The organism is Paraburkholderia sp. SECH4 (assembly GCF_030511745.1).
In the GTDB taxonomy this organism is placed as follows: Bacteria; Pseudomonadota; Gammaproteobacteria; order Burkholderiales; family Burkholderiaceae; genus Paraburkholderia; species Paraburkholderia madseniana.
The window spans coordinates 1-21,395 of sequence record NZ_JALOCP010000006.1 but is presented as its reverse complement, the minus strand read 5'-3'; the positions used below and the strand labels follow the sequence as shown (position 1 = coordinate 21,395).

Sequence of the window (21,395 nt, the reverse complement as noted above, 5' to 3'; positions counted from 1 at the left end):
GAAGGGTCGGCTGGCAGCGCGGCGGGATTGACGTGAATGGGATTGCGGGGCGTGGTGCGGGGTGATTGAGAACCTAGTGAAGAAGGTATTTTTCTTTTTCTGGGAAGGTGCTTGCCTCGGGTCATTCTTTCTCTGTGTACCATCAAGTGTACTGTCGGCCAATGGTGAGGTAAGTAGCGGCAAGCGGCCTATTAGCTGCCGCGTTTGCCGCATCTGCCGCACTTAGCCGATCACGCCGTGCCGGCTGTTCTCGATCTGGGCGTCGACAAAATTCGCCCACAGTTGCAAGGTCCGACGCCGTTCCGCGGCGTGCTCAGCGTGATGACCTCCATCCGTGGCGTCCTTGACGGTATGCGCCAGCGCATTCTCAATCACGTCCACAGACTGCCCCATCTCGCGCAAGTGGGTCGCCGCAGTGCGTCGAAAGTCATGTAGGACGAAATGCTCGACGTCGAGTCCGAGCGATTTGACCGCTTGATTGAGCGTGCTCTTCGCGATCGGCCGGTCGTCGCCCCTGACACTCGGGAATACGAAATTCCGACTGGTTTTCGTGTCCTGAAGCTCGCGAAGCAGAGCGACCGCCTGATGCGAGAGATGCACCACATGCTTACGGTCCTTATTCATGCGCTCAGCCGGGATCGTCCATCGTGCTGCGTCGAGGTTGAATTCGGACCAGGCCGCCTCGATGAGGTCCGATTTCCGCACCATCGTCAGCACCAGCAGGTGTAAAGCCAATTTCAGCGGGCGTCGAATGTTCGACGCGTAGATCGCCCGGAGCATGGCGCCTATTTCGTCAGGATCGAGCACGCGCGTGCGGCTGTCCGGCGTCGCGATGAAGCGTGCCGGGATGAGTTCTGCCGGATTGGACGCGGCGAGTTGCCGGGCGATCAGGTACTCATAGAGCCGCTTGACGGCGTTGCGCGTGTGCAGCGCCATTTTGGGCGAGCCGCGGCTTTTGATCTGGTCGCATATCGCGCGGATGTCGTCGTCCGTCACGGCTTTGATCGGCTTGGCCCCGATGGCAGGAAGGACGTCTTTTTCGAGCGCGCGCCGCGTGGTGCGCTGATATTCCGCCGACTTGCCGGCCATCTCCGTCGCGAGATAAAGCTCGGCGCCTTCGCGCAGCACCTCTGCCTTGCTTTCCGCACCGCGGTCGCGCCGCGCCGTCGCCACCGGCGAGACGCCGTTCGCGACCATCTCCGCGTACTTCTGTGCCTTGGCGCGCGCGACCCGCAGCGAAATCATCCGGTAATCGCCGATCGTAACGAGCGGCTGGCGCTTGCCGTTCAGCGAATAGCGGAAGCGCCAGACTTTGGTGCCCGTCGTCATGATTTCGATGACAAGGCCGTTGCCGTCTGCAACGCAATATCGGGTGGCGCGCGGTTCGAGCGCGCGGATCTGCGTTTCGGTGAGCGGGGCGGCTAGTTTTGGCATGGCGGATTGTTTGATGCGGGGATGCCGGCAATTTTAGACTGGCTGGATTTTGTGTACCAACGAAATAGGTGGATTTGGGTCAACAGAGGATGTTCAATGCACGGCAGTGCAGACGTGGAGCGGGGGTCGTCGGTGAAACCGCGCGTTGTTCCAGATCCCAAGGGTACCAATTTGGCGGCTTCACCGAAATGCTCTTGAGCGGGCAGTTTGGCCGCTCAGACGCAACTTTCACTTTCTCGGTGGACGACAACCTCTGGCGAGGTGCTTGCGATGATAGATCGTCGTTTGGCAGTAGATTATTTCCCGATACAAAACCGGCTGAAAATCACCCCGAGAAGATCGTCCGAGCTAAATTCACCAGTGATCGAGTTCAGTTGATCCTGCGCGAGACGCAGTTCTTCGGCGAACAGATCGAGCGCTTGAGAGTTCTGATCGGCGTGTGCCGCTGCCGTCGCCAGATGCTCCTGGGCCGCGCGCAGCGCAATCAGATGCCGCTCGCGCGCGAGGTAGACGCTCTCCGCGCCGGCCTGCCAGCCGGCGATTCGCAGCAATTCTTCACGCAGCAACGCTACGCCATCGCCCCGTTTCGCCGACAGCCCCACTTCGCTGAGTTCGAGATCCGCGTCGAGCGGCGTCACCGATGGCGCGAGCCCGGTCAGATCCGTCTTGTTCAGCACGCGCACCACCGGTACGCCGCTCGGGAAGCGCGCAGCGATCGTTTCGTCTTCGGCGGTCATGCCGGTACGTGCATCGAGCAGATGCAGCACGACGTCCGCGCGCTCGATCTCGCTCCACGTGCGCGCAATGCCGATCTTTTCCACCTCGTCTTCGGTATCGCGCAGGCCGGCCGTATCGATCACGTGCAGCGGAATGCCTTCGATCTGGATGGTCTGCGCAACCTTGTCGCGCGTCGTGCCGGCGATCGGCGTGACGATGGCCAACTCGGCGCCGGCCAGCGCGTTCAGCAGCGACGACTTGCCGACGTTCGGCTGCCCAGCCAGCACCACCGACAAACCCTCACGCAGCAACGCGCCCTGGCGCGCTTCGCTCAGCACGTGCACGAGGCGCTCGCGGATCCGCGTGAGCTTGCCGCGGGCGTCGGCGGCTTCGAGAAAGTCGATTTCTTCTTCCGGGAAATCGAGCGTCGCTTCGACCAGCATGCGCAGCGTGATGACTTCTTCGACCAGAGCATGGATGTCGCGCGAAAACGCACCGTCGAGCGAGCGGCCCGCCGAGCGGGCGGCAGCTTCGGTGCTGGCCTCGATCAGATCGGCGACGGCTTCCGCTTGCGCCAGATCCAGTTTGTCGTTGAGAAACGCGCGCCGCGTGAATTCGCCCGGCTCGGCCAAACGGAGACCGAACGCACGGCCGGCGTCGATGCACCGCTGCAGCACCAGTTGCAGCACGACCGGACCGCCGTGCCCCTGCAGCTCGAGCACGTGTTCGCCGGTGTAGGAGTGCGGCGCGGGAAAGTACAGTGCAATGCCGCGATCGAGCGCGCTGCCGGTGTCATCGAGAAACGGCACATAGCTCGCGTGACGCGGCGCGAGTGCCTGGCCAGTGAGCGCTTGCATCAACGGTTGCGCGGCGGCTTCCCCGGCACGGCCGAACGAAATCCGCACGACCCCGATTCCGCCTCGGCCGGGGGCGGTGGCAATGGCGACGATCGGATCGGAATCGGTGGCGAGCATGGGAACGAGGCTGTCAGAAGGGATTGAATGCGCATGAGTAAGCGCCGGGCATTGTAACGCGGGCATCCATTGGCTCTGGACTCGGGCCCGATTCCTAACGCAGCCCGATTTTCATAAGATAAATGAGGATTTATCTCACACAAGCTAAGATAGCCTAAGACACATTTGCGACAGATGGACGCGCCAGAATGCCTAGAACGCACGCTGTACAAGGAAAAGACGGAATTCTATAAAATCGTGAAACGCGTTATTAGCTGGTGATTTCAGGCTAAAAATAGCTCATTTAAGCAATAAAATAGCGCGTTTGGTTGTCCACTGATTATGCGCCGAATTGCACAATCGGGCCCATGCCGACCTCCAAAGAAAAAGCAGCTTTCGCCAAACGGCTGAAAGACTCACTCCCCAAAGAAATTAAGGGTGGGACCGATTTAGCCAGGGAATTCAACCTGCTTTATAGCAGTGGCCCTGCCGTCTCACCACAAACCGCGCACAAATGGCTCGCGGGTACGACGATTCCAAAGCGCGACAAGTTGCAGGTTTTAGCGACGTGGCTGCAAAAGGACGTTCACTGGTTGCACTACGGGCCGACGCCCTCCGGCAAGGCTAAGCCGCTTGCCCGCGGCGAGAAATATCCGATGACGCCGGAAACGGTCGAGCTGGTGACGAAGATGGCTAACCGCTTCGTGGGTTTGTCGCCGAGGCAGCGCAATCTGGTGGAAGAACTGATGACGGAGTTTGACGGCGGCACGCAACAGGAAACTGACGCCGCGCCTGAAGACGCATCGACAACGACATCGAAAGATAAAGGCCAATCGACCGAGTCATAAAAAAAGCCGCCCGGTGCAAAACCGGGCGGCTTTTTTACAGCCAGCTTCTGCCTGTCAGTCAGCGGGCGCTACCACCCGCTTCAGGCAAGACATCAATCAGGCCGCTTTCGTCTTCGTTTGACCCATCATCCGCGTGATGTAGTACTGCTGGGCGATCGACAGCACGTTGTTCACCACGTAGTACAGCACCAGACCGGCCGGGAAGAAGAAGAACATCACCGAGAACGCGATCGGCATGAACATCATCATCTTGGCTTGAACCGGGTCCGGCGGCGTAGGGTTCAGCTTGGTCTGCAGGAACATCGAGACGGCCATCAGCACCGGCAGGATGAAGAACGGATCCTGTTGCGACAGATCGTGAATCCAGAGAATCCACGGCGCGCCGCGCATTTCAACCGACGACAGCAACACCCAGTACAGCGAGATGAACACCGGAATCTGAATCACGACCGGCAGACAGCCGCCGAACGGATTGACCTTTTCGGTCTTGTACAGCTCCATCAGCGCCGAGTTCATCTTCTGCGGATCGCCCTTGAAGCGTTCGCGCAGGGCTTGCATACGCGGCGTGATCGCCTTCATGCGCGCCATCGACTTGTAGCTCGCGGCCGACAGCGGGAAGAACACGGCCTTGATCAGCAGCGTGAGCAGCACGATCGACCAGCCCCAGTTGCCGACATAGCTGTGGATCTTCTCGAGCAGCCAGAACAGCGGCTTCGCGATGATCGTGACCCAGCCATAGTCCTTCACCAGTTCAAGACCCGGGGCGATGCCTTCGAGCATGCGCTCTTCTTCCGGACCGGCGAACAGGCGCGCGGACACATCAACCGACTGGCCCGGGGCGATGGTCGCCACCGGCTGCTTGACGCCAACGCGATACAGCGTCGGATCGATCTTCTCGACATAGATGTCGCGCTTCGCACCTTGCTGCGGAATCCACGCCGACGCGAAGTAATGCTGCACCATCGCGATCCAGCCGTTGTCGGCCGAATTGACGAAGTCTTCCTTGTTCTTGTCGATGTCGCTGAACGTCATCTTCTGGAAGTGGTGCTGGTCGGTGTAGACAGCCGGTCCGATGAACGTGTGCGAGAAGCGCGGCGTTTCCACCGGCGTATCGTCGCGCACCAGCTCCATATAGACCGACGGCGTAACCGGCGCGGTCCCGACGTTCTCGATCTTCGTGTCGACGCCGATCACATAGCTGCCGCGCGTGAACGTGTAGGTCTTGATGACCTTCACGCCACCCTTCACCGGCGACTCGAGGCTGAGCTGGAACGACTTGGCGTCGCCCGTCAGATCGTGCGGCTGGTTCGGCAACGGCGTGAAGACGTCGGTGTGGTTCGGGAAATCGCCGCCGAGCAGACCGGTGCGCGCCAGATACGTATGGTTCGCGGTACGGTCGAACAGCGTGATGACCAGATCGGGCTGCTTGCCGTCGCCTTGCTTGACGAGCGACAGCTTCGACAGCGTGCCGCCGCGGGTGTCGATCTCGCCGTTATAGACGTCGGTGCTGAAGCTGATCAGCTGGCCCTGAGCCGCAGCAGCCGGCGCAGTGCCCGGCGCAGCAGCGTTGGTGGCCGGCAGATCGGCGGATTGGGTTCCCGGCGTCGTGGTTCCCGGTGCGGCGCTACCGACGGTCTTGGTCGGATTGGCGCTCGGGAAGAACATCGACGGGCGTCCGTGGTCGCGTTGCCAGTTGTCGAACAGCATGACCGCTGACATGAAAAAGATGACCCATAGGACGGTGCGTTTGATATCCATGCGTTGTCTCAGTGTCGATGGAACGGCGCGTCAGCGCTTTTCAGAAGTGGGAGGCGGGACGAGATCGATGCCGCCCGCGGAAAACGGGTGGCAGCGGCAAATACGCCTGGCGGCGAGATAAGTCCCGCGCGCGGCGCCATGATACTGGATTGCTTCGCGCGCGTAATCAGAGCAGGAAGGGTAAAAACGGCACCGGTTGCCGAGCATGGGGCTGACGGCAACCTTGTAGAAACGCAATAAAGCGATGAGTACCGTTTGCATGACTGGTGCGGCCTAACGGCGCCGCGCAACGTGGAGTACCGGGCGACGCCCGCGCAGCCTGGCTGCCCGACCTACTTTGGCGGCCTGTACTGCAAAGCGGGCGGTCACTTGAGCGTCATTCCGTCTTGGGCGCTTCCGCGGGCGGCGCCTCGCGACGGACAATTTCGCGCGCTGCTTTATCGAGCAGCGTCTCTATTTCGCTGCGGCACAGCGCCCTCAACGGCGGCGACGAGGCGCTCGGCAAAGCTTTCTTGTCGAAGCGCGTGTGCAGACGCAACAGCACATCCCAACCGCCGAATTCCGCGCGACGCAGCCGGAAGGCTTCACGCGCGAGTCGACGTACCAGATTACGCGTGGCCGCGCGCGGCGCATACTTCTTGCCGATCACGAGACCTAAGCGAGCGTCGTTACCGGTGGGCCGGCCGTACACCACGAAGTGCGCGGTGCGCCGCCACGGGCGCAAACGAAAAACGGATGAAAATTCATCCGTTTTCAGTAGCCTTGCGGCTTTGGGGAAGGCGGCTTGCGCTCGCAACGGAATCGAGCCCAGTTGCGGCGCCCCAGCCGCTCCCGCTTCACCGCGGGCTTCGCCTGTAGGCACAGACAGAGCGCGCAATCCGCTCGCCAACCTTAGATGGCGAGGCGCTTGCGGCCCTTCGCGCGACGTGCGTTGATGACCTTGCGGCCACCTGCGGTCTTCATGCGAACGCGGAAGCCGTGGGTGCGCTTGCGACGGGTAACGGAAGGTTGGTAAGTACGTTTCATGTTGCTCTCACTTGATCGACTGATCGAAAATTAACCGCACGATCATCGCTGAAGCGGCAATGGCCGGAGGTTTACAGAATTGGTTTTCGCGGAACCCGCTATTTAAACCGGTTTTCTTTTGGCCGTCAATAGTTTAGCCTGCTTCGGCCTGACCCCAAGAGGAGTTCGCCAGATGATCCGTCCCTGTGGATAACTCCCTTTCGCCGACGATTTGGCGTTAGAATCTCGCCTTACTTCCCAAAAATTCTGCACGCCGCTCCGGCTCGCTTGCCCCGCAAACCCTTGTGGCACAAGCGCCTGGAGCCATTACGCCTGGTTCGGCCTGACTGCTCAGGGCCTTGTTGCGTACGCGCGACAGGGGCAGCGGCGAACCGCCGTGCACATCATAACGACAGCAACTCGATGAACGATTTCTGGCAACACTGTTCCGCATTGCTGGAGCGCGAGCTAACGCCCCAGCAGTACGTGACGTGGATCAAACCGTTGGCCCCGGTCGCCTTCGACGCCGCTGCGAACACGCTTAGCATCGCTGCGCCGAACCGCTTCAAGCTCGACTGGGTCAAGAGCCAGTTCTCCGGCCGCATCGCGGATATGGCCCGCGATTTCTGGCACGCTCCGGTCGACGTGCAATTCGTGCTGGACCCGAAAGCAGGCATGCGCGCCCCCGCGGCGACGTCGGCGCCGGCTCCGTCGCGTCCATCTTCGGCGTCTGGTGCAATGGGCGGCGGCCATTCGGCTGGTTCAAACGGCGGTGGGGCCGCCGTGGACGCAGCCGTCGGTGCCGTACAAGCGTCGCAGGCCGCGCGCGCCAATGGTGCGAACAGCGCGATGGCGACCCTCAACGCAAATGTACGCGCTGCCGCTGACCACAACGCGAACGCACGCGCGGTCGCTGAAGATGCCGCCGACCTCGATCTCCCCAGCCTCGACGCGAACGAAGCCGCCGCCGCCCGCCGCACGTGGCGCCCGGGCCAAAGCGCGAGCTCGAACGGCAACGGCGACAACGACTCGATGTACGAGCGTTCAAAGCTCAACCCCGTGCTGACCTTTGACAACTTCGTGACCGGTAAGGCCAACCAGTTGGCGCGCGCCGCGGCGATTCAGGTCGCGGACAACCCCGGCATTTCGTACAACCCGCTGTTCCTGTATGGCGGCGTGGGTCTGGGCAAGACCCACCTGATCCACGCGATCGGCAACCAGCTTCTAATGGACAAGGCTGGCGCGCGGATTCGCTACATCCACGCGGAACAATATGTGTCCGACGTGGTGAAGGCCTACCAGCGCAAGGCGTTCGACGATTTCAAGCGCTACTACCACTCGCTCGACCTGCTGCTGATCGACGATATTCAATTTTTCTCAGGCAAGTCGCGCACACAAGAGGAATTCTTCTACGCGTTCGAGGCGCTGGTCGCGAACAAGGCGCAGGTGATCATCACCAGCGACACGTATCCGAAGGAAATCTCCGGCATCGACGACCGCCTGATCTCGCGCTTCGACTCCGGCCTGACGGTGGCGATCGAGCCGCCCGAGCTGGAAATGCGCGTCGCGATTCTGATGCGCAAGGCGCAATCGGAGTTCGTGAGCCTGAATGAAGACGTCGCGTTCTTCGTCGCCAAGCATCTGCGCTCGAACGTCCGTGAACTGGAAGGCGCGCTGCGCAAGATCCTCGCGTATTCGAAGTTCCACGGCCGCGAAATCACGATCGAAGTGACGAAAGAAGCGTTGAAAGACCTGTTGACGGTGCAAAACCGGCAGATTTCGGTGGAAAACATCCAGAAGACCACGGCTGACTTCTACAGCATCAAGGTGGCGGACATGTATTCGAAGAAGCGTCCGGCGAACATTGCGCGGCCGCGGCAGATCGCGATGTATCTGGCGAAGGAGCTGACGCAGAAGAGTTTGCCGGAAATCGGCGAGCTGTTCGGCGGACGCGACCACACCACGGTGCTGCACGCGGTGCGCAAGATCGCCGCCGAGCGCGGCACGGACGCGCAGCTGAACCACGAACTGCACGTGCTGGAGCAAACGCTGAAAGGTTAAGCAGGTCGGGCGGGAAATTCGACCTGTTTATTTCCAAACTCGCCCCCATTTTAGTGGAGCGGTTCCGTTTTCAGGCACAATACAGGTTTAACCGCCCGGCGGCCGCGGGCGGAATTCACGCCGTGACAGGCGCTGCGTGGCGCCGGCGGGGAGCCGCGGTTGCGCGCTGTAAGGCTGGCAAGTCAGGCGCGCAGGCCGTTATATCAACGAAGGAACTCTATGCAACTGGTCAAGACCGAACGCGATAACCTCCTCAGGCCGCTGCAAACCGTGAGCGGCATCGTCGAACGCCGCCATACGTTGCCGATCCTCGCCAATTTGCTGATTACCAAGAACGGCCCTGAAGTGTCGTTCCTGTCGACCGACCTCGAGTTGCAGATCACCACGCGTGCCGATTTTGGCGTGGGCGGCGATTCGGTCGCGACCACGGTGGCAGCAAGAAAGCTCCTCGACATTCTGCGCGCCATGCCCGACGGGCAGGTCACGCTCACGCTGAACGACAAGCGTTTGACCGTGCAATCCGGCAAGAGCCGCTTTGCGCTGCAAACTCTGGCGGCCGACGAGTTCCCGACCGTCGCTCAGGCTAAAGACTACGGTGCGAACCTGGTGGTTCCCCAGAAAACGTTCCGCCAGTTGCTCGGCATGGTCCATTTTTCGATGGCCCAGCAGGACATCCGCTACTACCTGAACGGCATGCTGCTGGTAGTGGACGGTGACCAGCTAATGGCGGTCGCAACAGACGGCCACCGTCTGGCGTTCTCGTCGATGAAGATCGAAGGCTCGTTCGCGCGTCAGGAAGTGATCATTCCGCGCAAGACGATTCTTGAACTGCAGCGTCTGCTGGAAGACATCGACGACACGCTGAAGATCGACATCGCGCCGACGCAGGTGAAGTTCACGTTCGGCCAGGTCGAACTGGTGTCGAAGCTGGTGGAAGGCAAATTCCCCGACTTCCAGCGCGTGATTCCGAAGTCGCACAAGAATCAGTTCGTGATCGGCCGTGAAGAACTGCAGCGCTCGCTGCAACGCGCCGCGATTCTGACGTCGGACAAATTCAAGGGCGTGCGCTGCATCATCGAGCCGGGCCAGTTGAAGATCATGTCGACCAACGCCGATCAGGAAGAGGCGCAGGAAGAACTGGAAATCGCGTACGACGGCGACAGCGTCGATATCGGGTTCAACGTCACGTATCTGCTCGACGTGCTCGCGAACCTGAAGGTCGACATGTTGCAAGTGAGCCTTGGCGACGCCAGCTCCAGCGCGTTGATCACGATTCCCGAGAACGACGAATTCAAATACGTCGTGATGCCGATGCGCATCTAACGCGTCCAAAACCAAAGAACACACCAAGGGGCGCAGCGCCCCTTTGGCGTTTTTATGGTGTTTTGAAAAGTCCCGAGCAGCAACCTTGCAGTAACGCAGAACCGGAAAAAATCCATGACTGAAACGAACAATTCGCAACCCGATAACAGCTACGGCGCCTCCTCGATTCAGATCCTCGAAGGTCTGGAGGCGGTACGCAAGCGGCCGGGGATGTACATCGGGGATACGTCAGACGGGACCGGTTTGCATCACCTCGTATTCGAAGTGCTGGACAACTCCATCGACGAAGCGTTGGCGGGGCATTGCAACGATATCCAGGTGATCATTCACGCGGACAACTCGATCTCGATCACCGACAACGGCCGCGGTGTGCCGACCGGCCTGAAGATGGACGACAAGCACGATCCGAAGCGCAGCGCCGCTGAAATCGTGATGACCGAACTGCACGCCGGCGGCAAGTTCGACCAGAACAGCTACAAGGTGTCCGGCGGCCTGCACGGCGTGGGCGTCTCGTGCGTGAACGCGCTCTCGGCGTGGCTGCGCCTGACCATTCGCCGCGACGGCAAGAAGCACTTCATGGAATTCCACCGTGGCGTGCCGCAGAACCGCGTGATCGAAGAGATCGACGGCGTGGCTGTCTCGCCGATTCAGCTGATTGGCGACACCGAAAACCGCGGCACCGAAGTGCACTTCCTGGCTGACGAGACGATCTTCGGCAATGTCGAATATCACTACGACATTCTGGCCAAGCGGATTCGCGAACTGTCGTTCCTGAATAACGGCGTGCGCATCAAGCTGACCGACCAGCGCACGGGCAAGGAAGAAGATTTCGCGTTTGTGGGCGGCGTGAAGGGTTTTGTTGAGTACATCAACAAGAACAAGGCCGTGCTGCACCCGAACATTTTCCACATCAGCGGCGAGAAAGACGGCGTGGGCGTGGAAGTGGCGATGCAGTGGAACGACAGCTACAACGAAAACGTGCTGTGCTTCACGAACAACATTCCGCAGCGCGACGGCGGCACCCACCTGACCGGGTTGCGTGCGGCAATGACGCGCGTGTTGAACAAGTACATCACCGATCACGAAGTCGCGAAGAAAGCGAAGGTCGAGACGGCCGGCGACGACATGCGCGAAGGGCTCTCGTGCGTGCTGTCGGTGAAGGTGCCGGAGCCGAAGTTCAGCGCGCAGACCAAGGACAAGCTGGTGTCGTCGGAAGTGCGCGCGCCGGTGGAGGATGTGGTCGCGAAGGCGCTCGAAGAATTCCTGCTGGAAACGCCGAACGACGCGAAGATCATTTGCGGCAAGATCGTCGACGCGGCGCGGGCGCGCGATGCGGCTCGGAAGGCGCGTGAAATGACGCGTCGTAAGGGCGTTCTGGATGGCGTGGGTCTGCCGGGCAAGCTGGCGGATTGCCAGGAGAAGGACCCGGCGAAGTCGGAAATTTATATCGTCGAGGGCGACTCGGCAGGCGGCTCGGCGAAGCAGGGGCGTGACCGGAAGTTTCAGGCGATCTTGCCGCTGCGCGGCAAGGTGCTCAACGTGGAGAAGGCGCGCTATGACAAGCTGCTTTCTTCGGAGCAGATTGTGACGCTGATTACGGCGCTGGGTTGCGGGATCGGCAAGGAAGACTACAACCTCGACAAGCTGCGTTATCACCGCATCATCATCATGACCGATGCTGACGTGGACGGTGCGCACATTCGGACGCTGCTGCTGACGTTCTTCTATCGTCAGATGCCGGACATGATCGAGCGTGGGTATATCTATATCGCGCAGCCGCCGCTGTTCAAGATCAAGGCGGGTAAGGATGAGCGGTATTTGAAGGATGAGGCTGAGGTTAATGCTCACATCCTGAAGCTGGCTTTGCAGGGGTCGGAGTTGTTGGCTTCAGAAGGTTCTACCCCTATTACTGGCGATGCGCTTGGTGAGTTGGCTCGGGCTTACTTGTTGGCTCAGGCCGTAGTTAACCGTTTGAGCCGGTTGTATGACGCTGGGGCGCTTGAGGCTGTGATGGATGGGGTTGTTATCGACCTTTCCAGTGAGGAAGCGGCTGCAGTGTCGGCGGCGGCTCTCGAAGCCAAGTTGCGTGATGATGCGTTGAAACCTGAGGTTAAGGTCACGACGATGTATGACCCGGTGCGTGAACTGCGCTCGCTGCGCGTTGCGCGGACTCATCACGGCAATCAGAAGATTTCTGTGCTGGATCAGGATTTTCAGCTGACCGCTGATTACCAACAGCTGATCAATACCGCTAATACGTTTAAGGGGTTGATTGGGACTGGGGCGGTGATCAAGCGCGGTGAGCGGAGTATGGCTGTTACCGACTTCAAGAGCGCTATGAAGTGGTTGCTGGCTGATGCTGAACGCAATATCTCGAAGCAACGCTATAAGGGTCTCGGTGAGATGAACCCTGGGCAGCTTTGGGAGACGACGATGGATCCGACCGTGCGTCGCTTGCTTCGTGTGCAGATTGAGGATGCGATTGCGGCTGATGGGATCTTTACGACGCTTATGGGGGATGACGTGGAGCCGCGTCGGGCTTTCATTGAGTCGAATGCGTTGAGGGCGGGGAATATTGATGTTTGATTGTCGGTGTAGCTGAACGCATAACCTGAGAATCTGGGACCCATAAGTTGAGAAACTTATGGGTCTTTTTTCTTGATAGCTCGAATTAACAGATGACTCATCAACGTCCACCGTCTCGAAAAGATTTCCAAGCGGGGGTCGGGCATCTTTCAGTCGGATGTCGCCAAAAAGGTGGAATCTGGCGAAGTCGGTGACGGTGGACTGTGTGAACCATCCTCTCCGAGACCGCCCAGTGACTTTGCACTCGGTCATCGCAGATGCTCTGCCCCAACGTCGACACTTCTGTGCCCCCAACCCTAGTCGCCTACGCGGTTGTCGCACCGGGCGAATATCATCAAAGGCGCTCGCTCGATGCTATTTCCTCGCGACGGAGCGACCTCGCAGAGCGTGTCCGGGCGCGAAAATCTCAAGTCGGGCACAGAACGGAGCACGCAGCGCGCCAGTTTCCACACTAGAAATCGCCATCGTCTTCTCCGTCCCCCTTGCCGACATAGATTACTTCATCGGTATCGTTTGCAAAGTAGGCCATCTGTTCGCCGTGTGAATACGAAATCGCCTCCGTCTTAAATAGACGTACGTCCGCTTTGGCGAGAGAGATTGACAGGTTTCGCGGTTCGTTCTCATCTTCTTCACGTGTCGCCGGAAACAGAACGATGTTCGTTCCTCGAGCCCGCTGCGCAGACTGGAAGAGTATGCCGTCAAAAGGTGGGCTTGCTACGTGAGCGAGAAATTCGGCCATCGTCTGAGTGACCAGATAATCTGCCTCACGCCCCGGAGTGACCGGTTGGGAAATCAGGGCGTGTAGTATCTTCAGGAAAGCGCGTCGTTCTTTTTGGCGCTTGTAATCTGGTTGGAGATAGCTCAGAGCCTTTCTTGACCGTGCCCTGTCCAGCCTCGAGAAGTCTAGAACCCGCAAGCGTCTATCGGTCTTCAGTTCGATGACTGCGATGTGATTGCCGATAGCGGGTCTCATTTCCGCCATACATGTCTGCGCATCCAGCGCGCCGTAGAAGACAGAGATGCCTTCTGCATTCATGCGGCCTGCTCTGGCCAATTCCGGCGGTGGCGGCCCGATGTTTTTCAGCGGGTCCGCAATCATGTCTTTTAGAAGCTTTGCGCTTGTGACGACCCGCGCCCGGTACAGTCGGGTGTTAACGGGCAACGTTCGAACGACCGGAGAGTGCCGCCGCGTCGCAAGCCGCATATGTTCGACATCCGCGAACAACTCTGTGAATAGCGCGCGTGCCTTCTCGCTGAAGAACCGCTTACTGTGCTTCACTTCAGCGAGCGTCTCCCTCCAGTTCTGATAGAACTCTCCTGAAAGATTATCGATGGGCTCGTAATCTTGCGTGTCGTCCCAATATGGCTCGCCTCCGTGTGATGGCCAATAATCGTCCGCCTCAATCACTGCGGAAACAATTTCGTCCTCAAAGTCGAAATACTGTCCGAGTACCTCCTGCACCCAGTAGGATATCGGGTCACCGAGCTGACTATAGAAAAGGTGGTCGCTACCATCAAATTCCGGAACCTGCCTCCCAGGCGCGAAGTTGTCGCGCATGATTGGCTCAAGAATCTCGCCTAATCGTTCAATTGTGATGGATTCACTCACTTTCCCACAAACGCGGCACAGGTCAGGTTCGCCTTCAGTCTTTACCTGAGCGCTGAGATATTTATCTTGAAAACATTGGAAGCAAACCGAATCGGTCAAATCTAATTCTCCGTCTCCTGTTGTCGTTGCAAGCGGCTGCGCACCCGCTTGCAACTGCAACGCAGGTGTTGCTCGAGGAATGAATCGGTGGTGCTGGGGCTCGAAATAGTCGCCGACGGCAGATGCATCTCACGAGCCAGCCGGTATAAGAACAGACCTCGAACACGCTCGAGCGGCAGGTCGGTTTCGGCCGCGCGTCTTGCCTTCCATTCGGTTAATCAGTTCCCGTCGCTAGAAGTCACAGTAAATCAAAAGGCGTGAACACACCTAGCAGTCGTTCCGGATGCATACTATCGAGCACTAGCCAGAGCTTGGTCGTGTTGTCTGCCGGTAGCATTTCCAGGAGCTCATCAACCTTTTTGTCGGGAGAGACAGTCACTGACGGGGTGAGTTCCAGATTGGCATCCTGCAGTAGTCTTGCAGGAAAGCTTGCCCGGTCATCTCGCGTACGCGCAGACCGAAGATATCGAAGGAGGCCGGTCTCCGACAATAACATCCATTGATTGTTGGTCCACCACGGAAGGTACGATACGGAATGTGTGAGCATGAGCTGCCGCGCATGCGCCACAGGCTGCCATCCCTCAACTACGATGGGAGAGCGAACCATATAATGAGAGACGATTTCCTCGTCGCCAGTGCGACCATTTGCCATTAACGCATCCTCCAAGATTAGGCAAAGCTCGACGGCTTTACTAGTGATGTTCCGGGCGTAGACTCCTGTGTGCATCGCATCGTTCCGAGCCTGTCGAACGGCGTAGAACAGGGTTTCAAACGGCATGAATAGTTGAGGGAAGAGCTCGGGGAGCCCGGTAAAGATTGCGGACTGCCCAGCCAGGTTCCTGAGAGCTGTTTGATAAGTCCCCAGCGCGGCCATTTTGCCGTACAAATGCATGCCCAAGCGTTCAACTGCAAAGCATACCGATTCGAATCCCTCTGCATCGGCGAGGGCCTCGTAGCGGGCGTCACGCAGCAAATCTCGATAATGGACTCGCTCGGCTGGTATCAGCGTAAGTGACGTCGACATTCAGTTCCCCCGCCAGAAAGTCATACCCGTGCGACGCACGTTATTCATGCCCGCTTGTAACCGGCCATTGGTCCCGCGAACAAACGACGTTCTCGTGTCCTGCGGCGACACTCTCCACGACGTGTGTCAATTTCGTCCGCGGGAAAGCCATGTGAGTGGAGCGAAAATCTTCAGCGCTAGCGACATCCGCGATGGGGAGCTCACCTAGTTCACTTGGGTTTTTTCTATTCTGAGACAACCGACAGGTATGTTGGCCAAGTCCCGCCATTGACCATGATAGCAAGTTTGTACTGTTCCACCATGCGGCAGCCCTGCACCTCAAGGCTCTCGTTAAAGTCGAAGTGTGTCTGGTCCCGGTTTGCCATCTTCGGCTGCCAGTAGCCAACGCCCTGGTCCAGAATAAGTTTCGTCTTCCTACCTGAGGCCCAGGACACGGAGATGACGCGGCTATGCTGCAAATCATAGGCCTTATCGACCATTGTGACTTGAGGTTCGACTGAAACCATGGTCTGCAGCCATGCCCTGGTCAATTCGCGCATGTCCTCCGGGCGGCTCCAGTCGTGTTTGACATGGCTACTAATCTGGGTGGCCTGAGGGCGCAGCGTTGCTATTTCCAGACGCCGGAGTTCGCTACTCTTGAATATTGAAAGGAAGCCGCCCAACAGCATGAGCGACCACGGCGATTTGAGATACCGGTCGCTATAACTCACCTCGGTTGCATGGTCGTGTGCAATCAGGTTCGCGAGCGCGGGTACCTTTTCGTTGATTAGCCCGCGCAGGCGCACTGCCAAAGATGACACCGGTCCGTTGAGTTCCGTCATCACTTCGAGAATAGTTACGCCAGATTCACGGGTTTCCCAGCCGGTCACGTCAATTGTGGTGAGGAGCAGAGACTTGAGCTGACTGGTGGACACCAAAATACTGGTACCGCTTGTCCTTAGCCAGTTTTCCCCTGGAACACCCGTACCCTCTTCGCTGGTCAAAAGAGTCTGCGTGGTTTCGCCGCGGCAAACCTGCGCGATGGCCGCAACGCCAAAGGCATCGGCTGCAGCATCATGCTGACATACACGCACCCCGACTTTTCCCAGGAAGTTCAGACTGCGCCGGTTCTCCTCGGTGAGAACCTTGACCGATGGCACGACAAGGCAGACGTCAAGCGAGTCCTTCACTTTCCAGGTCAGGACTCTGTCGCGGAACGACGGATGGTCAAGGTCCCATTCGCTCGGGTCGCCTTTCAACATCAACTGGATTCCCGTTGCACCCCTGTTAATGCTTTCGCGAATGAAGCGTTCAGGACTGAACGAACAGTAGGTCGCGCCGGGAATGTTCCGAAACTGGCCCGGCAGCTCAAGGTGGCGCAAGAATTCGTTGTCGTCGAGCCATCTTTTTGCGGCATTCCTGTCTAGTTCCTCCTGTTCAACACGGCTGTCGCGGCTTGCAAGACACGAAGAACAGACGTTTTCACATTCCTGCGGACAGTCGAGCTTGCGAGCAGCCTGAACAAGCAGTTTTATCACCTGCGGCAATGCCGCCAATACAAATCCGGCACCCCCACTGACCTGGTCGAAAAGCTGGATGACAGTCCTGACTTTACCGGTTGCCGTATCCCTGTCGAGTCGGGTGCCAAAACCCATCTCGGTGCTCGCAACGCCAATCTCGTCCGCAATGGCGTCACGCAAAGCTACTGCCAGGGTAGTTGCGACGATAGCTTCTTCGGGGGAGTCCCCGAGCCACTCCCCGGTCGTTGGGCTCCTCAGGACAAGCTCGAGTACGTCGGTCGCGGTGTGATAGCCGAGGTGAATGTTGGGCTTCACAGCTGCGCCTGAGCAGGTCCTGTCCCGCTGGCTGCCCGTTGCTCCGCCGACCGGGCGATGGAATTTGTCTGGACGGAGCGACGGGGGAATTTCGCCGTCATGCGTCATGGATTCCGCGCGACCGCAGGCGAGACATACGGCGTATCCACTTTCATACTCGCCAGACGAGTGATAAAAGACGCCGCCATTGTGGCCAAAGTGCAGGTACCCGCAGCGGCTGTCCGGAAGTGCCAGCATTTCCCCGTCGAGCTGGATTCGGGGTGGTGCCACCCTGATGAACTTCTGCGTACTGATGTCGTTTGTCGTCGACTCGTAGAAGTCCGTGACAAAACCTGACGGACGCAGGATGAGCTTCCGTTCGGTCACGTGAACCGGATGGTCGCATCGCATGCAGCGAACGTTGTCGCTATTGGAGTACGCGTTTTCAGTGATTCCGGCCGTTCCGCAATGACTGCATCGCCAGGCGATGTCAAATTTCTGCGCCTCATGTCTGGCGCCGCCGGAGTGCCAGTGCAGTCCTATGCCGGCAGAGCGATACACCCGACCGTCAATCACGATTTGTGCGCCCGGGGCGTATTCGCGAATCGCGATGCTCAGCCCGCGAGTGGGCTGCTCTTTGGACGTGAAAATATTATCTTCACGAGTCCTTTCTTCGCGTTGCCGGCTGCGTTCCTTGAAATCCTCAACGTTATAAGTATTCAGATTCACGACATCAGTCGGAAAACCGTAACCGGGCAGAAAGGCTCGCGCAGCGAGGTCACGCAACAGGTACTCGTCTTCATGACGTTTGAGCTCGAACCCGAGTGCTTTCCGGTATGGTTCGTCGACGGCGCAGGCTAGGAGCTCAACCAGCTTGTGATGCTCGGAGCACCATCGGAACTGGATTGGTAGAAGGCTCGCGACGGCATTGTCAATAAGAGAAGTCAACGAGCGGGCTGCCAGGCTGGTACCACGCGTGATATCAGCGATGCTTTGGTCTAGACCCTCGGGGTTGCCTTGCATCCAGTCGATGAAGCGTCTGCAGGCGGACGCGTCGCCACCAAAGAACCAGTTCAATGTGAGTTTCGTCCGGTCCGTCCCGGTATTGCCCAATGTTCGCAGGAACCGGCCGAGCAGGGCCGCGTTTACGTGTCGCTGTACGATTCGCTCCGAACTGAGCGTGATGCCGGGCGCAGGAATGGCCGTGATGAACGGCCACTTTGGTTCCCGGAATGCCCGCTGGTTGTGCGGGTCGGCCTTGCACAGGGTGTACGCAATTGAACGGGCTTCGTTGCGGCGTCCGGCGCGCCCGGCGCGTTGCAAGTAGTTGGCTGGATGCGGAGGGACATTGTTCATCACCACGGCCGAGACACCGCCAATATCGACCCCCATCTCCATTGTGGTCGAGCAGTTCAGCACGTTGATTTTGCCGCGCTTGAACATGTCCTCGTAAGTTTCTAGCCGGGTCGAGGACTGCTGCGCCGAGTGCTCGGCGGTGCGGTAATAGAATCCGCCCTCCGCAGTCCGGTCGCAAAGGTCGGTCCAGAGGTTCTGTGACCTTAATTGCTGGACTTGTGGATTGTCCGCCATGAGCCGGCGAACCTGAACCCGTGCAGCCTCGGCATCGCCCCCTGGGGACAGCAGCGAGAAGGTGGGCAGCTCCACCTTCCGGCACCGGTAATCTCCCTCACGAAAACGGTCTGGCATATAGGGCGTAAGCGCGCGAAATACCGTATCGAACATGCGATGAGTGAGCGGACACACCCACGCAACAGTGGGCAGCGAGAAGGTCAATGTGTTGAGGTTGAGTGCGTAGCCTCCCTCAAACTGCTCGAGTATCGTCGCGCCCACCAGAACGTTCCATGCCTGGTCGAGAAGATGGTTGATGATGTCCTTGTCATCGGGGCGGCTTCGGTCAAGATTGCACCCCTGTTCGAGCAATTTAACGAGTCGATGCCCGCGGCCTTGCCTGAATTGCGGCCACTTCTTGAAAGTGGCGCTCTCCGCGGCTTCCCGCTTTGATGGCATGAGGACTTTCGAGGTGAACCGTGCTCCCATCCATCGCTGCATCGTGGGGTCGAGTCGGATGAACGTATTTTCGCGAACGTGAAAGTCGAGCGCTACCTTGAGAAAATCCCGCCAGTCCTGGAGTGTCAGATTACAGGGGACGGTCTCGCCCGGGAGGGCACCAGCCTTTCGGTCAAGCCACAAAACTGGAGCCGAAGTGATACCGTCGAGCCCCCGGTAGCCCACGCGGACTAGGCCTAACGTTTCCGTGCTGTTCTGGTTCTTAGGGCGCCGCGCGTATTCGCGGGCAAGCAGCAGACGGGCCATTGGGATGGCACCTTCCTGTCCCTCGAAGAGTTCAGGATTCGCGTACTTGTTGTAGTCCCGAATCGATAGCGAAATGTCTCTTGACGTTGCAAGTTCCGTGACCATGTCGGACCAGGACATTTCGCTAGTCCCGGTTGTGCACAGCCCCGACCTGGCCTCCTCCGACTTCTGAAACAGTTGACCGGCCATGTCGTTCATGCCCATAGCCTGAAGGCGCTTGGCCTGTTCGATGAGCTCCTCGTAGCCGACCGTAGGAATATCCTTGGGTTTGGCATCGAGCTTTGCCTGGGCGTTACGCAGTATTTCGAAGACGAGTCCGCGAAGCCGGGAGCGTTCGGCTTCCTGTTGCATCCGCACCGCCATGCGGGCGGTGCCCTGTCGGCTATCGGTGAACGTAATGAGCTTGCGGCCTCGCCCAGGAAGTTCCTCCGGTGATTTTCCCTCGGAATCTTCCGGCATTGGGTCAGGGCAGAATTCGAGGACCGTGGGCACCGCGTTCGCCACATAGAACGGTGCGCCGAGATAGGCCTTGCGAAGCGGCGCGGACGAGCCGGTGAAGCTTGTTTCACACCGGCTGCAGGAGGCCAGAGACTCCGGCGCAACGACGAGCTCTCTTGTGTCTGATGACGGGAGAGCACCTACGTTGAGCGTCGAGAGGTCAACCTGCACCGGGAAATAGGGTTCTCGTTGCGTCTCTGCCGGCGCAATGACAAATTTCTCAGCGGACTGTCGGTTCGAAGAGCTGGACGACAGGTCGGTATTCGGTTCGTCTTCGGCCGGGCTTTCGTAACTGAGCGAGAATTCATCGCTTGCGTAGGGACTGCGTTGCCGCAGTTGCCCGGCCTGGTCTTCCGCGAGCAGGTGCGGGGTCTTGCACTCGTCGCAGAAGGCGAGCTCGTACACCGGCGCATGACATTCACAGCGAGAACGTTGCGTGACATAAACATTGCCAAATGGCCACGCTTCAAGCCCCACCGGTTTGGCGCTGCAACGGGCATCGATGCAGGCCCACAGGCCGTGCAGCATGCGCTGGAAGAGATGAATGCGCAGCTTGATAAATGGTGGCTCGTTGGCCGCACGCCGTGTCCCGCTCATTAGGTCGAGCCACGCCAGCACCTCCTGTTGCCGCTCAGAGAGAGTTTCGCCCATCATTCTGTTGCCGGCGATGTCAACGAGCTCGTTCAGGTCAAGAGGGCGCCCTTTGCTCACAATGCCATGGCGAAGCGTGCTGGCCAGCGGATGATGGGCGAGTATGGAAAAGCGAGCCTCCGATATTTCCTGGCCGGCGTCAACTGAGCATGCCGCTTCATAGCTTCGCGGGTCGGGTGTCCCGTTGCACACGACGTCTGGTACCTTGCGTGAACCTCCCACAACGACTACCTGTCCCGGGCGCACCCCGGCCAGACTCGCGAGATACTGCTGAAGTCGTTCATTTGAATTGCTGTCGGCAATGGTGGCCGAAGTCGCAACAAAGCGGATTTCTTCGGGGCGCTTTCCGAACGCCTGAACCACGCGTCGCAACAGCAGCGCGAGTTCGGCCGCCTGGGAGCCGACATAGGTGTGTGCCTCATCCAAGACTATCCAGCGCAGGGACTGCTGTTCTCGTGATAGTTCGAGAATCGGGGCATCGACCTGACGGACCAGCATGTACTCAAGCATGGTTGCGTTGGTCATCAGCACAGGCGCCGGCCGTCTGCGCAGTTCCTCACGTGACAAAACTTCGTTGAGTCTTTCATGCTGCAGCTTGCGCACTTCACTGGCACTTTCCACAGTTTTGCCGTTATACAGGCAAAAGCTGTTAGCGGCGGTGTAAAAGCGTCATTAGATGGCGGCGCAAAGTTGAGTAGAAGC

Annotated in this window: 13 protein-coding genes; 4 read left to right on the top strand and 9 right to left on the bottom strand. The window is 58.9% G+C overall.

Annotated features, from left to right (window positions below; translation table 11 throughout):
- Window positions 1-222 precede the first annotated feature (222 nt).
- Window positions 223-1,434, bottom strand: a complete 1,212-nt coding sequence (locus M0D67_RS10865; protein ID WP_266238820.1) for a tyrosine-type recombinase/integrase — start codon at window positions 1,432-1,434, stop codon at window positions 223-225.
- A 296-nt stretch (window positions 1,435-1,730) separates the two neighbouring features.
- Window positions 1,731-3,125 carry a tRNA uridine-5-carboxymethylaminomethyl(34) synthesis GTPase MnmE gene (gene mnmE / locus M0D67_RS10860; RefSeq protein WP_211706321.1) on the bottom strand — a complete coding sequence of 465 codons (1,395 nt, stop codon included), beginning with the start codon at window positions 3,123-3,125 and terminating at the stop codon, window positions 1,731-1,733.
- 347 nt (window positions 3,126-3,472) lie between these two features.
- Here mnmE and M0D67_RS10855 point away from each other — a divergent pair, with 347 nt between their 5' ends.
- A complete protein-coding gene (locus M0D67_RS10855) occupies window positions 3,473-3,952 on the top strand; it encodes an XRE family transcriptional regulator (RefSeq protein ID WP_266238819.1) in 480 nt (159 codons plus the stop codon).
- Window positions 3,953-4,048: 96 nt separating this feature from the next.
- Here M0D67_RS10855 and yidC read toward each other — a convergent pair whose 3' ends face one another.
- The 4 genes from yidC to rpmH all read right to left on the bottom strand — a co-directional run bounded on the left by yidC (window position 4,049) and on the right by rpmH (window position 6,736).
- Window positions 4,049-5,710: a membrane protein insertase YidC gene (gene yidC / locus M0D67_RS10850; RefSeq protein WP_266238818.1), complete on the bottom strand. Its 1,662-nt coding sequence runs from the start codon at window positions 5,708-5,710 to the stop codon at window positions 4,049-4,051.
- A 30-nt stretch (window positions 5,711-5,740) separates the two neighbouring features.
- The gene (yidD, locus tag M0D67_RS10845; protein ID WP_007180115.1) at window positions 5,741-5,971 is read right to left on the bottom strand and encodes a membrane protein insertion efficiency factor YidD; all 231 of its coding nucleotides are present in this window, start codon (window positions 5,969-5,971) and stop codon (window positions 5,741-5,743) included.
- 115 nt (window positions 5,972-6,086) lie between these two features.
- On the bottom strand, window positions 6,087-6,587 hold the full coding sequence (gene rnpA, locus M0D67_RS10840) for a ribonuclease P protein component (RefSeq protein ID WP_171925254.1): 501 nt from the start codon (window positions 6,585-6,587) through the stop codon (window positions 6,087-6,089).
- 14 nt (window positions 6,588-6,601) lie between these two features.
- Complete coding sequence (gene rpmH / locus M0D67_RS10835; protein WP_004198824.1) at window positions 6,602-6,736, bottom strand: 50S ribosomal protein L34; 135 nt, start codon at window positions 6,734-6,736, stop codon at window positions 6,602-6,604.
- A 402-nt stretch (window positions 6,737-7,138) separates the two neighbouring features.
- On the opposite strand from rpmH, the gene dnaA reads away from it, so the two are divergent.
- The 3 genes from dnaA to gyrB all read left to right on the top strand — a co-directional run bounded on the left by dnaA (window position 7,139) and on the right by gyrB (window position 12,685).
- Complete coding sequence (gene dnaA / locus M0D67_RS10830) at window positions 7,139-8,776, top strand: chromosomal replication initiator protein DnaA (protein WP_266238817.1); 1,638 nt, start codon at window positions 7,139-7,141, stop codon at window positions 8,774-8,776.
- A gap of 219 nt (window positions 8,777-8,995) precedes the next feature.
- A complete protein-coding gene (gene dnaN / locus M0D67_RS10825) occupies window positions 8,996-10,099 on the top strand; it encodes a DNA polymerase III subunit beta (RefSeq protein ID WP_054037057.1) in 1,104 nt (367 codons plus the stop codon).
- A gap of 114 nt (window positions 10,100-10,213) precedes the next feature.
- A complete protein-coding gene (gyrB, locus tag M0D67_RS10820; protein ID WP_266238816.1) occupies window positions 10,214-12,685 on the top strand; it encodes a DNA topoisomerase (ATP-hydrolyzing) subunit B in 2,472 nt (823 codons plus the stop codon).
- A 451-nt stretch (window positions 12,686-13,136) separates the two neighbouring features.
- Here gyrB and M0D67_RS10815 read toward each other — a convergent pair whose 3' ends face one another.
- The 3 genes from M0D67_RS10815 to M0D67_RS10805 all read right to left on the bottom strand — a co-directional run bounded on the left by M0D67_RS10815 (window position 13,137) and on the right by M0D67_RS10805 (window position 21,296).
- Complete coding sequence (locus M0D67_RS10815) at window positions 13,137-14,393, bottom strand: RES domain-containing protein (protein ID WP_266238815.1); 1,257 nt, start codon at window positions 14,391-14,393, stop codon at window positions 13,137-13,139.
- Window positions 14,394-14,631: 238 nt separating this feature from the next.
- Entirely contained in the window at window positions 14,632-15,417 is a 786-nt protein-coding gene (locus M0D67_RS10810) for a hypothetical protein (protein ID WP_266238814.1), read from the bottom strand.
- Window positions 15,418-15,641: 224 nt separating this feature from the next.
- The gene (locus M0D67_RS10805; protein ID WP_323138132.1) at window positions 15,642-21,296 is read right to left on the bottom strand and encodes a helicase-related protein; all 5,655 of its coding nucleotides are present in this window, start codon (window positions 21,294-21,296) and stop codon (window positions 15,642-15,644) included.
- Window positions 21,297-21,395: the final 99 nt, after the last annotated feature.